Origin of the sequence: Streptomyces sp. NPDC057424, assembly GCF_042803315.1 — a bacterium.
Lineage (GTDB): Bacteria > Actinomycetota > Actinomycetes > Streptomycetales > Streptomycetaceae > Streptomyces.
In genome coordinates, this window is record NZ_JBHVCP010000032.1 from 79,780 (window position 1) to 93,456 (window position 13,677).

Genomic DNA, 13,677 nt, shown 5'->3' on the forward strand with positions numbered 1-13,677 from the left:
TTCGGATTCGGATCGGGATCTGGTTACGCAGCGTGCAAGTGGACTCTTTCGCTCCAGGCGGCGGGGGCGATGCCGCTAGATCGGAAACCTCCGTTCGTTCCGATCGATCTTCGCGTCCAGCGCGGCCAGCGGGTCGATGCCGAGCACCTCGCACAGCTGGAGCAGATACGCGAGCACGTCGGCGACCTCGTCGGTGACACGGTGCGCGGCGTCCGGGTCGGCCATGACCCGGGCCGACTCCTCGGGCGTCAACCACTGGAAGATCTCCACCAGTTCGGACGCCTCGACGCTGAGGGCGGCGGCCAGGTTCTTGGGGGTGTGGTACGGCTGCCAGTTCCGGGCGGCGGCGAATTCGGCCAGCCGGCGCTGCAGGGCCGCCACGTCCAGGGGTTCGCCGCGGGGGCCGGGCTGCGGTGCGTCCAGTGGATCAGTCACGGCCCAGGTGTACCACCGTGGCTCCCTGTGTCCCGGCGGCCCAGGAGGCGTCGCTGACCGCGCCGACCAGCCGGATGTGCCCCCGCTCGCACATCCGGGCCGCGAGGCTCAGCAGTTCCCGCCGTTGCCGTGGGTCCAGGCCCCGGTCGAAGCCGTCGGCGAGGACGGTGAGCGTCTGGAGCGCGGCGGGCACCTCGCCGGCCGGGTCGACCTCCAGCACACCGGGTCCGGTGAGAAGCACCAGCGCGAAGGCGAGGTAGCGCAGTTCGCCGTGGCCGAGCCGTCCGAGGCCCGTGCGGAATCCGTCGCCCCGGTCGACGGCGGCGGTGACCGTTCCGATGCCGTCCGGCAGGGCGAGCACGTCCGCCACCGGCCCCGCGCACCCCGCCCGCACCGCCGCGACCAATCGCGCGTGCCGCCGCCCGCACTCCGCGCGGGTGCGCCACAGCACGTCGGCGAGGTTGCCGCAGCCGCCCAGCAGGCGGCCGGACCCGGCCGTCACGGGCTCGCGCATGCGGGCGGGTTCGGGGTCACAGGCGAACGCGGAGCGCAGGGCGACGACCATCTGCTCGGCGGCTGCCAGCACCCTGCGCTGCCCGGGCGTCTTGCCGGCCACGCGCAGCGGCAGCAGGGCGGTGCCGAGCCGGTCGTCCGGGAGCGGGCCGCGGGTCACCGGCGTCGGCCCGGCGGTGTGCCAGGCGGCCTGCACGGCGCGCTTGCCCGGGTCGCGCAGGGCGGTCTCCAGGAGGACCAGCCCGTCGGCCGTCAACCGCTCACCCACGACGCGCAGTTCGGGTTCGGCCTGTACGGCCACGTCGAGGCGGACCGGGCCGGCGGGGCCGTCGGCCGTGCAGCCGATGCGGAAGCCGCGGCGGCGCTGGGCGTCGGGCCGGGCCCGTTCCGGTACGCAGCCGACGGGGTCGGGGAACGCCGCGCCGAGCTCGGCGCCGCCCCCGAGCCGGGCGAGGGCCTCGTAGGCCCGCAGTGCGCTGGTCTTGCCGCAGCCGCTGGGCCCGGCGAGGAGGGTGAGGGGCCCGAGCGGGAACGCGGCACGGCGGTGGGTGGTGAAGGCGGCCAGGCGCAGTTCGGTGATGCGGGGGCGGTCGGGGAGGGCGGGCTGGGTCATATCCGGACGGTAGGGCTCCGTCGGCGGGACGAACCGTTCCGTCTCCGGGGCTTCCTACGAACGGGCGACGGTCACATCCCGGGGAGCCCTGCCCCTTCCATCAACCCGGTCACCTCGGTTCCCGCCGGTGTCAGCAGGAAGACGTTGCGGTCCACCCGGTGCATTCCGCTCGCCAGGCCGAAGACGACGCCCGTGCTGAAGTCGAGGACCCGCTTGGCGACCTCCGTCTCCGCGCCGGTGAGGTCGAGGAGGACGGGCACGCCCGCCATCAGCCGCTCGGCGACGTCACGGGCGTCGGCGAAGACGTTCACGCGCAGGACGACGAAACGGCGGCGGGTCTCCGTCTCGGCCTCGGGTACGGACCGGTGGCCGACGGAGGACGGCCAGGCGTCCCGGCCCCGCAGCGGCACGACCTGGGCGAGCCCCTCCCACTGTTCGTCGGTGACATCGTGGCTGTTCACCGGCATGCTCCGTCCTGGCTCGCGCTCGCTGTCTGCATCGGGCAATTCTTGCGCAGAGTCACCCGTTCGGCCCAACAGCGACACGCTCCGCGACCTCAATGCACCTCACAACGTCACGAAGGCGGCTGTGTGACGGGCGTAACCCCCGATGATCAAGCGGTGTGACAGCGGCGTAACGGGCGTTTCGTACCGTCGACGGCATGACCACGACCCCCGGGACCCCGCAGGAGACGCGGCAGGTGCGCACCGTCTGCTCGTACTGCGGTGTGGGCTGCGGCCTCGTGCTCGACGTCGGAGCGGGTCCGGACGGCCGACGCAGGATTCTCAGGGCGTCCGGCGACAAGGCGCATCCCGCGAACGCGGGGCGGCTGTGCACCAAGGGCGCGACGACGGCCGACATGCTCGCCGCGCCCGGGCGGCTGACGACCGCGCTGGTGCGGAACGACCGGGGCGAGGAGGCGGTCCCGGTGCCCGTGGCCGGCGCGATCGCCGAGACCGCCGCACGGCTGCGGTCGATCGTCGACGAGCACGGGCCGGACGCGGTCGCCTTCTACGTCTCGGGGCAGATGAGCCTGGAGGCGCAGTACCTGGCGAACAAGCTGGCCAAGGGGTTCGTGGGGACGAACGGGATCGAGTCGAACTCGCGGCTGTGCATGGCGAGCGCGGGCACCGGCTACAAGCTGTCGCTGGGTGCGGACGGGCCGCCCGGGTCGTACGAGGACTTCGATCAGGCGGATGCCTTTCTCGTCATCGGGTCGAACATGGCCGACTGCCATCCGATCCTCTTCCTTCGGATGATGGAGCGGGTCAAGGCGGGCGCCAAGCTGATCGTCGTCGATCCGCGGCGGACCGCGACCGCCGCGAAGGCGGATCTGTTCCTCCAGGTCAGGCCGGGCACCGACCTCGCGTTGCTGAACGGTCTGCTGCACCTGCTGCACGAGGACGGGCACACCGACCCGGAGTTCGTCGCCGCCCACACCGAGGGCTGGGAGGCCCTGCCCGGGTTCCTCGCCGACTACGCCCCGGCCGCGGTCGCGGAGATCACCGGAATCGCCGAGGACGACCTGCGGACGGCCGCCCGGCTGATCGGCGCGGCGGGCCGGCGGTGGATGAGCTGCTGGACCATGGGCCTCAACCAGTCCACCCACGGCACCTGGAACACCAACGCCCTGGTCAACCTGCATCTGGCGACAGGGGCGATCTGCCGTCCGGGCGCCGGGCCGTTCTCCCTGACCGGCCAGCCCAACGCCATGGGCGGGCGCGAGATGGGCTACATGGGCCCGGGGCTGCCGGGACAGCGGTCGGTGCTCGTCGACGAGGACCGGGCGTTCACCGAGGAGGTGTGGGAGCTGCCGCCGGGGACGCTGCGGGCCGACGGGGTCGGGCAGGGCACCGTCGAGATGTTCCAGAAGATGGCCGAGGGGGAGATCAAGGCCTGCTGGATCATCTGCACCAACCCGGTCGCCTCGGTCGCCAATCGCCGTACGGTCATCGAGGGTCTCGAGGCCGCCGAGTTCGTCGTCACGCAGGACGTGTTCACGGACACCGAGACGAACGCGTACGCCGATGTCGTCCTGCCGGGCGCGATGTGGACCGAGGCGGAGGGTGTCTTCGTCAACAGCGAGCGCAACCTCACCCTGACCCAGGCCGCCGCGGACCCGCCCGGGGAGGCGATGGCCGACTGGCGGATCATCGCGGCGGTGGCGTGCGCGATGGGGTACGAGAAGGGGTTCTCCTACGACAGCGCCGAGCAGGTCTTCGAGGAGATCCGGCGCTTCCGGAACCCGAAGACGGGGTGGGATCTGCGCGGGGTCACCTACGAGCGGCTGCGTCACACGCCCGTGCAGTGGCCGGCCGCGCGGGAGGACGGCCCGGAGCGCAATCCGATCCGGTACGTGGGTGACGAGGGGCTGCGCTTCGCGACGGCTTCCGGGCGGGCCGCCTTCTTCGCCCGGCCGCATCTGCCGGCCGCCGAGATGCCGGACGACGACTATCCGTTCGTGCTCAACACCGGGCGGGTGCAGCACCAGTGGCACACGCTCACCAAGACCGGAAAGGTCGCCAAGCTCACCAAGCTGAATCCCGGGCCGTTCGTGGAACTCCACCCCGAGGACGCCTCGGCCCTCGGGGTCGCCGACGGTGACCTCGTCGAGGTGGCCTCGCGGCGCGGGCGGGCCGTGCTGCCCGCGGTGGTGACGGACCGGGTGCGGCCCGGATGCTGCTTCGCGCCGTTCCACTGGAACGACCTGTTCGGCGAGTACCTGAGCATCAACGCGGTGACGAGTGACGCGGTGGATCCGCTGTCGTTCCAGCCGGAGTTCAAGGTGTGCGCGGTGTCGCTGGCGAAGGTGGCGGCCCCGGTGCCGGCGGACCCGGTCGGGCCGCTGACCCCCACCGCCGTCACCCCGGGCACCGCGAACCCCTTCGGCATCGAGCCCTCCCCTCCCCCGGTGCTCTCCGCCCAGGAACGCCGGTACCTCACCGGCTTCCTCGCCGGGCTCGGCTCCGGCACCCTCGGCGGTGTCCCGGTGCTGCCGCCCGACGCGCCCTTCTCCCCCGAGCACGCGTTGTGGGTGAACGGGGTCCTGGCCGGCATGTACTCGCGGACCGGAGCGGCCGCGGCGCAGGACCGGCCCGGCCGCGAGGTCGTCGTGCTGTGGGCCTCGCAGACCGGGAACGCGGAGGAGTTCGCCACCGCCACCGCCGAGCGGCTGACCTCGACGGGACACCGTACGACCCTCGTCGGCATGGACGACGCCGATGTCGCGACACTCGCCCGCACGGCGGACCTGCTGTTCATCACCAGCACCTTCGGGGACGGCGACGCGCCCGACAACGGCTCCGGCTTCTGGGACGCGCTCTCCGGTGAGCGGGCTCCGCGGCTGGACGGGGTGCGGTACGCCGTGCTGGCCCTCGGCGACTCCTCGTACGACGACTTCTGCGGGCACGGGCGGCGGCTGGACGCGCGGCTCGACGAGCTGGGCGGGGTGCGGCTGGCTCCGCGTACGGACTGCGAGCCGGACTTCGAGCCGTCCGCCGGGGAGTGGCTCGACCAGGTGGTGTCGGCGCTGGGCGGCGCGGCTGCCGCCCCTGCCGCCAAGCCCGGGGTCCGGTCGAAGCCGGTCACCACCGCCCGGCTGGTCGGCAACCGGCTGCTGAGCCGGGCCGGGGCGGGCAAGGAGGTCCGGCGGTTCACCTTCGACACGAGCGGGACGGACCTGGCGTACGAGGCGGGGGACGCGCTCGGTGTGCGGCCGGTCAACGCGCCGGCCCTCGTGGAGGAGTGGCTGGCGGTGACCGGGGTGGACGCCGGGGCGGCCGTGACGGTCGACGGTGTCGGCGAGGTGTCGTTCGGCGAGGCGCTGCACCGGCATCTCGACATCACCCGGATCACCCCGGACCTGCTGCGCTTCGTCGTCGAACGCGCCCGGGACAAGCACGAGTTGCGCAGGCTGCTGCGGCCGGACAACAAGGACGGGCTGGCGCAGTGGAGCTGGGGGCGGCAGGCCGTGGACGTGCTCGCCGAGTACGCGGTACGGGCGAGCGCGGAGGAGTGGGCGGGGGTGCTGCGCAGGCTCCAGCCGCGGCTGTACTCCATATCGTCCAGCCCGCTGGCCGATCCCCGCCGGGTGTCGCTGACGGTGTCCGTGGTGCGGTACGAGAACCTGCACGGCCGGGCGCGCGGCGGGGTCTGTTCGCCGTTCCTCGCGGACGCCGGACCGGACACGGAGGTACCGGTGTTCGTGCAGCGCTCGCCGCACTTCCGGCCCCCGGCCGACGCGTCGACGCCGATGGTCATGGTCGGCCCGGGCACCGGTGTGGCGCCCTTCGTCGGATTCCTGGAGGAGCGGCGGGCGCTCGGCCACCGCGCCCCCAACTGGCTGTTCTTCGGGGAGCAGCACCGGGCGACGGACTTCTACTACGAGGAGGAGCTGACGGCGCTGCACGACGAGGGCACCCTCACACGGCTGGACACCGCCTTCTCCCGGGACCAGCGCAACAAGGTGTACGTGCAGGACCGGATGCGCGAGCACGGGCCGGAGCTGTGGCACTGGCTGCGGGACGGGGCCCGTTTCTACGTCTGCGGCGATGCCTCCCGGATGGCGAAGGACGTGGACCGGGCGCTGCGGGACATCGCGATGGCGCACGGCGGACTGGGCGAGGCGGAGGCCGCCGCGTACGTGAAGCAGCTCGCGGCGGACAAGCGGTACGTGCGGGACGTCTACTGACCCGGTGGGCCCGCGGGGGCCTCACCCGTCACACCGGAATCTTCACGCCCCTCCGGGGCACGGTCCACCGGCGGCGGCCGGCGTCCTCGGCGTGTACCCGGCTGGAGCCGCGCTGGTGCCGGATCTCACGGAGGGCTCCCGCACGGCGTGGGCCGGGCGTGGCATCTACACGGTCGTAGAATCCGGGAACACCGGCACGACGACGAGCGTTGTACCGGAGACACGCCACACCGTAAGGAGCACGTTCTTGTCCGCCAGACCGACGGACCCTCCGGGGCACAGTCCCCGACCATCCCGCCACGGCACCAGTGATCGCGGCACACGGCGGGGTGGTGTCGGATGAGTGCCGCAGAGGCCCTGCTGGGCCTGCTCGCCGTGTTCGTGCTGACCGCAGGCACCGGCTACTTCGTCGCCCAGGAGTTCGCCTACGTCTCCGCCGACCGGCTCACCCTCGCACGGGAAGCCGAAGCCGGGGACCGCAAGGCAGCCCGTGCCCTCACGGTGCTGGAGCGGCTGTCGTTCATGCTGTCCGGCGCGCAGCTCGGCATCACCGTCACGGGGCTGGTGGTCGGCTTCATCGCCGAACCGTCGGTGTCCGCCCTGCTCAGACCCGCCCTGTCGGGGCTCGGCCTGCCCGGCACGGCCGTCAGCGGCATCGCCGTCGTGCTCGCCTTCGTACTGGCCACCGTCGTGCAGATGGTGCTGGGCGAACTCGCCCCGAAGAACCTCGCCATCGCCGTGCCCGACCGGCTGGCGAAGGCGCTGGCGCCGTCCACGCTGGCGTATCTGAAGGTCGTCGGCCCCGTCGTACGGATCTTCGACAGCGCGGCCAACCGGCTGCTGCGCAAGGCCGGCATCGAGCCCGTCGAGGAACTGCACCACGGCGCCACGCTGGAGGAGCTCGGCCATCTGATCGGCGAGTCCCACGAGCAGGGCGAACTGCCCAAGGACACCGCAGCGCTGCTGGACCACGCGCTGGAGTTCTCCGAGCGCGCCCTCGACGAGGTGATGGTGCCGCGCGCCGACGCCGTGTTCGTCCGCAAGGACGCCGGCGCCGAGGAGGCGGTCGGCCTGATCGCCCGGTACGGCCACTCCAACTACCCGGTGCTGGGCGACCACCCGGACGACATCGTGGGTGTGCTGGGCGTGCGCGAGCTGATGGCGCTGCCCGCCGCCCGTCTGGCCGGCGCGCGAGCCGGTGAGGTGGCCCGGCGGCCGCTGCTGCTGCCGGACACGCTCGCGCTGCCCGACGCGGTGACGCGGATGCGGGAGCAGGACGACGAGTTCGCGGTCGTCCTCGACGAGCACGGCGGCGTGGCGGGCGTCGTCACGTACGAGGACATCGCCGAGGAACTGGTCGGTGACATCGCCGACGAGTCCGACAAGGTGAGCGTGCTCGCCGTCGCGGACGGCGACGGCTGGCTGGTGGACGCCGGCCGCCGGGTGGACGAGGTGGCCGAGGCGACCGGTGTCCGGCTGCCGGAGGACGACGACTACGACACCGTGGCCGGTCTCGTCGTGGACCGGCTCGGCCGCTTCCCGACGGTCGGCGACCGGGTCACGGTCGAGCTGCCCGGGGGCGGCCGGGCCGTGATCGACGTCCGCACGCTGGACCGGCATGTGGCCGACCGCGTCCGGATCAGCCCGCTGGTGGAAGCCGAGGAGATGGCGTGAGTTTCCCGATGGCGGTCTTCGTGACCGTGCTGCTGCTGATCGGCAGCGGCTTCTTCGTGGCGGCCGAGTTCGCCCTCGTCGCCGCCAAGCGGCACCGCATGGAGAAGGCGGCGGCCGAGGGGCAGCGCGGCGCCGGCGCGGCCCTGGCCGGGATGCGCGAGCTGTCGCTGATGCTGGCCGGTGCCCAGCTGGGCATCACCGTGTGCACACTGGGCCTGGGCTCGGTGTCCAAACCGGCGATCTCGCACGAACTCGACCCGCTGCTGCACACGCTGGGCCTGCCCAGCGCCGTGAGCTACGGCGTGGCCTTCGCCGTGGCGATGGTCGTGGTGGTGTTCCTGCACATGGTGGTGGGCGAGATGGCGCCCAAGTCCTGGGCGATCGCCCACCCCGAGCGTTCGGCGATGCTGCTGTCGCCGCCCTTCCGGGCCGTGGTGCGGGCCGTACGCCCGCTGATCCGGCTGCTCAACCGGGTGAGCAACGCCCTGGTACGGCTGTGCCGGGTGGCCCCGCGTGACGAGCTGGCCTCGGTGCACAACCGGGAGCAGCTGACGCACCTGGTGGAGGAGTCGGAGCGGCTGGGCCTGATCAGCACGGCCGACTCGGAGCTGCTGACCCGCTCGCTGACCGAGCCGGAGACACCGGTCGCCGCGCTGCGGATCCCGGCCGCCGAGATCACCTGGGTCGAGGGCGGGGCGGACCTCGACGCGCTGCTGCGTTTCGCCGCCGCCCACGACCGCACCCGGCTGCTGGTCCGGGAGAACGGCACGGTCCTCGGCTCGGTGCATGCCCGGGACGCCCTGGTTGCCCGGGCCCGGGGGCGGGCCACGACCGCGCGGGACCTCGCCCGGCCGGTGCCCGAGCTGACGGAGACCGCCACGGTCGCCGAGGCGATCGAGATGCTGCGCCGCCGCCGGTCGTCCCTGGCCGTGGTCCGCGACGGCTCCGGCCGGCTCACCGGCCTGGTCACCCTGGACGACCTGCTGGCCCGTCTGATGCAGCCGGCCGCCGCGGCCTGACGGGAACGGGGCCCGAACATCCAGCACATCTGCACACCGGGCGCCGGAAGGCGGCACGGCGCCCGGCCCGCCGCCAAGTCCCGGCCACGGCAGGGGAACTTGGCGGCGATGTGCCCGCTTCGGGAATCGAGGCGCAACACTCCCGCGCCCGGCCCGGCGACGGACTGTGTGAAGGAGTGGGCGCATCCGGTGACCCCGCGGTCACAGCGGTGAAGGCGACGGCGGAACGGAGCCGCGCATCAGCGGTGAGCGGTTGGCCCTCCTCTCCGCGGGGTGCTTTGATCCTGCGCACGGCGGGAGCGGCCGGGGCGGGATCCCGGTCCCCGGATGCCGGCTTCACCCGCGCTCACCGCCACTGCGAGACATTCACGCGAAGGGAAACACCCCCATGAACCTCACCTCTCGGGTCGACACCGCCGAGCTCTCCGACGCCGACCTGGACACCGTCGCCGGCGGCAACGCGGGCGGCGTCGGTGTCTCCGCGGGCCTCGTGGGCGGCCTCTCCGCCGGCCTGGTCGGCCCCCTGACCGGCGAGGCCTGCGCCACCGTGCAGGCGGTCATCTCGCCGGAGGGCGCCGCTGCGGGCGCGCACGCGGGCGTCCACACGACGTCGCTCTGACGACATCCGCGCAGAGGGCCCCGGGAGCCGTTCCCGGGGCCCTTCGTGTGGGGGGCGAGGGCGCCCTGGCCGCGACCGCAAACGTGGAGAATTCGCGAAGCACGTGACGGAAATCTGGACACCACGGGGGTGGGTAACGCGGTGGGAGGGCGTGGCGCAGACTTACTCGGACCCCTCAGATCCCGGCTGCAAAGCGATAGGAGCACCACGGTGAAACCCGATCCGACCCGGACCGAAGAACTTCCGATCTACGAGAGCCTCATACGCGAGCGGGGTGACGTCGTCGAGGAGGCCCGTGTGGTCGCCGAAGAGACCCAGCACCAGATGAGCCAGGCGCTGAACGGCGTCGCCGCGGCCCCGCACGAGGCCGGCGCCCACTGATCCCGGGGGCCGATCGGGCCGCCCCGGTGCGGACGGTCCCGGGCCGGGCCGTCATCCGCCGAGCGGGTCGTGGCCCCAGTTCATCAGGGAGTACCGCCACCGTGAGTCCCGTACGTCCCCGGAGGGCCGCTGGGCCAGGTGGCGACGGACGTAGCCGACGGCCTTGCGCATGAGCTGGTAGTCGTCGTCCGTGAGGTCGCCCTTCCCGGCCCGCAGCATCGCCACGATCCGCCGGCCGGAGGCGTGCCCGGTGGACTCGCCCCCGTCCTGGTGCTGTCCGGCGTTTCGCGACTCGTCGGACTCCAGCCACTTCTCCAGGCCGGCCGGTGTCATGTTCACCAGCTCACGGAAGTCGTTCCAGGTCTCCTCGCGTTCCCCGCGGTCCACGCCGCCTCACTTCTTCTTGAGCGCGGACGGCTTGTGCACCGCGGTCCTGCCGGACTTGTCGCTGCGCACCTCGTACTGCGGGTCGTCGGGTGAGGCGTCGACCGTGCGGCCCGACGCCTCGGTCCGCTCGGTGATCTCCTTCTCCACCTCGCCCTCGGTCCGGCTGCCGTGACTGCTCCAGGTGACCTTGTCACCCTTCTTCGGCTTCCCGCCCTCGCTGCGGCCCTTCGGCATGCCGGTGCTCCCTCACGGAGAAGTGCGCTGTCTCTCCAGCGTGCGGGCCCGGCGGTCGGGGCGCAGCTCGACGGGCACCGGCCGGGGCGGTGGCCGTACCGCCGAAGGCCCACGCCATCCGGGGTTCCGTCACACAGCGGAAGACCCGCCGTACGGTCGGCGTGCACAGGGCGGTGACGACCGCGGCCGCGACCAGGGTGGCGGCGATCATACCGGCGGGGCCGCGGACCCAGTCCGGCTCGTACCAGCCCCAGTACTTCGCGGCCTGCGCGACGAAACCGTGCAGCAGGTAGCCGGACAGGGTGCCGGCGCCCAGCGCGGTGAACCAGGTCCGGCGCCCGGGCACCCAGGCGAGGAAGCAGCCGGCCAGGACGAGGGAGCAGCCGAAGGCGGCCAGGGTCATCAGGGGCCCGTACCAGAGGGGGACGCCGAGTTCCCGGGCGCTGTCGGCGTGGAAGAACCAGGCGTAGTCCATCCGTGGGACCGCCCAGTAGGCCGTCCCCAGGGCGCAGACGGCCACCGGCACGGCGATGATCCGTACCGCGCGCCGTCGCACCAGCCGGAAGTGCTCCGGCCGCAGCAGCAGACCGCACACGAAGTACGGCAGGAACTGCAGGGTGCGCTGCAGATCGAGGTCGTGGCCGATGGACGGCGCGGTCGTCGCCGCCATCGCGATGACCAGAGCGAGCGGGAGCGGCCACCGCACCAGCCTCCACAGCGGCGTGGTCAGCCGCCAGACGAACAGCGCCGCGAGGAACCAGGTGAGGTAGAGGGGGTCCAGCAGGCTGACCGGGCGGTCGGGATCCTGGCTGGTCCAGCGGGTGAACAGGGTGTACGCCGTCTCGAACACCACGTACGGGACGGCGACGCCGGTGACCAGGCGCCCGATGCGGGCCGGGCTGCCGTCGAACGTGCGGGAGAAGTAGCCGGAGATGATGATGAACGCCGGCATGTGGAAGGCGTAGACGAGCATGTAGAGGGCGGTGACGGCCCTGCTGCTCTGCCGCAGTGGCTCCCAGGCGTGCCCCACGGCCACGAGCACGATCGCGAGGTACTTGGCGTTGTCGAAGAACGCGTCCCGCTGCCGGACCGGGCGGGGCGCGGCGTCCTGCTCCTCCGGGCGTGCGCCAGGGGTCGTTCCGGCCCCTGGGCGGACCGTGGTCACCGTGTCACTCACGGGCCCTCCCGAAGCGACTCGATGCGAGGGTGCCTCGTCGTGCCGGGAGTGAGGGAGTGGCGTGTGCGCAGAACATCGCCCGCACCCTAATCACAGGGCGACGCTTTCGTTCAACTCGTAGCGGACGGTGATCGCTTCGGTTCATGTCCTCGTATACGTACCGAGGCGGGCGATCGTCTCCCGGAGGGCGACGGTGAGCGGGTGCCGGGGCTCGTGGTGCTCAGTTCTCCTGCCACACCAGCACGGTCAGTACGGCGCTCGCGACGGTGACCGGAACGGCGGCCTGGTTCAGCAGCCGCACCCGCATCCTGCGCCCCGACGGGATCCGCTTCGTGACGGGCAGGACGGCGAAGGTCCCGCCGCCCGTCCCCACGATCTCGTGGATCGGGTGGTCCGCGCGGTGCTGGTCGCCCTCGTACTCCGACATGCGCGCCTGGACGACCGCACCCGCCGGGAGACCGTCGATGCGGACGCTGACAGTCCCGCTGAAACGGGCCGGGCCGCGGGCGAAGACGCTGCCGCCGGTGGCGTGGTCACCGGTCTCGTCGGTCCACTCCGTGGTGAACTCCACCGAGTCCCAGGCGCCGGGCGCGAGTTGGTACGGCCGGGTGACACCGAGGTTGACGTACTGGGGCATGGGGTCCTCTCCTTCCCACCGGCCCGCCGGGTGGGCCAGGGCGTCGGCGACGTCGCGGCGGAAGCCGGCCATGCCGAATCCGCGCGGGTCGACCTTCCAGTCGCTCCATTCCAGGTGGCCGATGGCGCTCTTGGGGCCCCAGCCGTGCGCTCGGCAGATCGCGGCGGTGGCCTTGACCATCGCGAGGTACTGGGCGGGCGGCCACGGGTCCCTGCCGTCGCCCTTGTTCTCGCACTCCCAGCCGTAGAACCGGGCGTTGCCGTCGACCGCGCCGGCCGAGCCGTCGTGTTCGTGGGTCGGGGGCGGATACGCGCCGTACGACTCGCCGATGACGGCGTTGAGCACGTCGCCGTCGCCGCCGCCGGCGTGGTTGGCCCGGCCGTTGCCGGTGAGGTGGACGACGCCGTCCTTGGTGATGCAGCCGGTGGCGAGCGGGCCGGGCAGGGCGCTGTGGCCGCGGAAGATCAGCCCGACGACGTCCGTGCCGGGCCCGGTGACGGTGTGGTGGATCACCACGCCGTGCACGGGACCCCAAGGGCCCTTGTGATTACGGTTGTTGGTGCGCCAGCCGGCGACTTCGTGAACGGCGCAGCCCTCGGCCTTCAACGCGGCGACGAGCCGGGCGGCGGTGAGTGGGGTGGCCATGAGTCAGTCCTCCGTTCCGGCGCGTCCGTGCCGGTCTGAAGACGGTCCGATCACATCTGGGGAGCGTGCCTGATCTCGGAACTTGCCCGGCGGCGACGTGTGTCGGCGGTGTGTGTCCGGCGGATCGTTCGCCCGGGGATGCCGGGTGTGCCGCGCCAGGCCCTCACCATTCTGGCGCCGCTCGCCCCGACCCTCACCTCGCTGTACGCCACGTCCGCAAAATCGGCGCGATAGCGCCGCTGCCACCTCGGAGAGGGCGGGGCGACGGCCCTGTGGACACCGGTCCTTGAGCACGTCGTGGCCGACGAACTCGACCCTGCGCAGGCCGGGGCGCAGCGGCCGGGGGATGCCGGCGAGCCGGTGCACAGGCCGATCGCCTTCAGCGGACCGGCCGGGACGTCGTCCGGGGACTGGCTGCTCTGCTGCCGCACGGCCCGCGGCCGCCGTGCCGCCCGGGAACCGTCCGCGTCGTACGTGCCGTGCCAGGCACTCCGGTCCGGTGCCGCACCCCGGGCTCGGCCGGTCGTCGCGGACGACCGGATTTCGACCACCGGCCGCCGGCCGCGGCGGGTCAGGCCGGTTCCGTGGTGTGCTCCGCGCGGCAGGGGCCCAGGGCGGCACGCCCTACGACGCCTTCGTCGTCCGCGTATCCG

Annotated in this window: 12 protein-coding genes; 5 read left to right on the forward strand and 7 right to left on the reverse strand. The window is 72.8% G+C overall.

Going from position 1 to position 13,677, the window contains the following annotated elements; translation table 11 throughout:
- Nucleotides 1–75 precede the first annotated feature (75 nt).
- From ACFU3E_RS24105 to ACFU3E_RS24115, 3 genes are all read right to left on the reverse strand, one after another.
- Nucleotides 76–435, reverse strand: a complete 360-nt coding sequence (locus ACFU3E_RS24105) for a nucleotide pyrophosphohydrolase (protein ID WP_384161787.1) — start codon at nucleotides 433–435, stop codon at nucleotides 76–78.
- On the reverse strand, nucleotides 428–1,561 hold the full coding sequence (locus ACFU3E_RS24110) for an AAA family ATPase (protein ID WP_384161790.1): 1,134 nt from the start codon (nucleotides 1,559–1,561) through the stop codon (nucleotides 428–430). Before ACFU3E_RS24110 ends, ACFU3E_RS24105 begins: the two co-directional genes overlap by 8 nt.
- Nucleotides 1,562–1,632: 71 nt before the next feature.
- Nucleotides 1,633–2,028: a cell division protein SepF gene (locus ACFU3E_RS24115; protein ID WP_384161793.1), complete on the reverse strand. Its 396-nt coding sequence runs from the start codon at nucleotides 2,026–2,028 to the stop codon at nucleotides 1,633–1,635.
- Nucleotides 2,029–2,222: 194 nt separating this feature from the next.
- On the opposite strand from ACFU3E_RS24115, the gene ACFU3E_RS24120 reads away from it, so the two are divergent.
- From ACFU3E_RS24120 to ACFU3E_RS24140, 5 genes are all read left to right on the forward strand, one after another.
- On the forward strand, nucleotides 2,223–6,251 hold the full coding sequence (locus ACFU3E_RS24120; protein WP_384161796.1) for a molybdopterin-dependent oxidoreductase: 4,029 nt from the start codon (nucleotides 2,223–2,225) through the stop codon (nucleotides 6,249–6,251).
- A gap of 339 nt (nucleotides 6,252–6,590) precedes the next feature.
- Nucleotides 6,591–7,925: a hemolysin family protein gene (locus ACFU3E_RS24125; protein WP_384161799.1), complete on the forward strand. Its 1,335-nt coding sequence runs from the start codon at nucleotides 6,591–6,593 to the stop codon at nucleotides 7,923–7,925.
- On the forward strand, nucleotides 7,922–8,944 hold the full coding sequence (locus ACFU3E_RS24130; RefSeq protein WP_384161802.1) for a hemolysin family protein: 1,023 nt from the start codon (nucleotides 7,922–7,924) through the stop codon (nucleotides 8,942–8,944). Before ACFU3E_RS24125 ends, ACFU3E_RS24130 begins: the two co-directional genes overlap by 4 nt.
- 388 nt (nucleotides 8,945–9,332) lie before the next feature.
- A complete protein-coding gene (locus ACFU3E_RS24135) occupies nucleotides 9,333–9,563 on the forward strand; it encodes a hypothetical protein (RefSeq protein ID WP_384161805.1) in 231 nt (76 codons plus the stop codon).
- A 210-nt stretch (nucleotides 9,564–9,773) separates the two neighbouring features.
- Nucleotides 9,774–9,944, forward strand: coding sequence for a hypothetical protein (locus tag ACFU3E_RS24140; RefSeq protein WP_384161808.1), 171 nt, complete (start codon nucleotides 9,774–9,776; stop codon nucleotides 9,942–9,944).
- A 51-nt stretch (nucleotides 9,945–9,995) separates the two neighbouring features.
- Here ACFU3E_RS24140 and ACFU3E_RS24145 read toward each other — a convergent pair whose 3' ends face one another.
- From ACFU3E_RS24145 to ACFU3E_RS24160, 4 genes are all read right to left on the reverse strand, one after another.
- Nucleotides 9,996–10,331 carry a DUF3140 domain-containing protein gene (locus tag ACFU3E_RS24145; protein ID WP_384161811.1) on the reverse strand — a complete coding sequence of 112 codons (336 nt, stop codon included), beginning with the start codon at nucleotides 10,329–10,331 and terminating at the stop codon, nucleotides 9,996–9,998.
- Between the two features lie 6 nt (nucleotides 10,332–10,337).
- Nucleotides 10,338–10,565 (reverse strand): DUF2945 domain-containing protein, encoded by a 228-nt coding sequence (locus tag ACFU3E_RS24150; protein WP_384161814.1) that lies wholly within the window; start codon nucleotides 10,563–10,565, stop codon nucleotides 10,338–10,340.
- Nucleotides 10,522–11,742: an acyltransferase family protein gene (locus tag ACFU3E_RS24155; protein WP_384161817.1), complete on the reverse strand. Its 1,221-nt coding sequence runs from the start codon at nucleotides 11,740–11,742 to the stop codon at nucleotides 10,522–10,524. Before ACFU3E_RS24155 ends, ACFU3E_RS24150 begins: the two co-directional genes overlap by 44 nt.
- A gap of 220 nt (nucleotides 11,743–11,962) precedes the next feature.
- The gene (locus ACFU3E_RS24160) at nucleotides 11,963–13,024 is read right to left on the reverse strand and encodes an N-acetylmuramoyl-L-alanine amidase (protein WP_384161820.1); all 1,062 of its coding nucleotides are present in this window, start codon (nucleotides 13,022–13,024) and stop codon (nucleotides 11,963–11,965) included.
- Nucleotides 13,025–13,677: the final 653 nt, after the last annotated feature.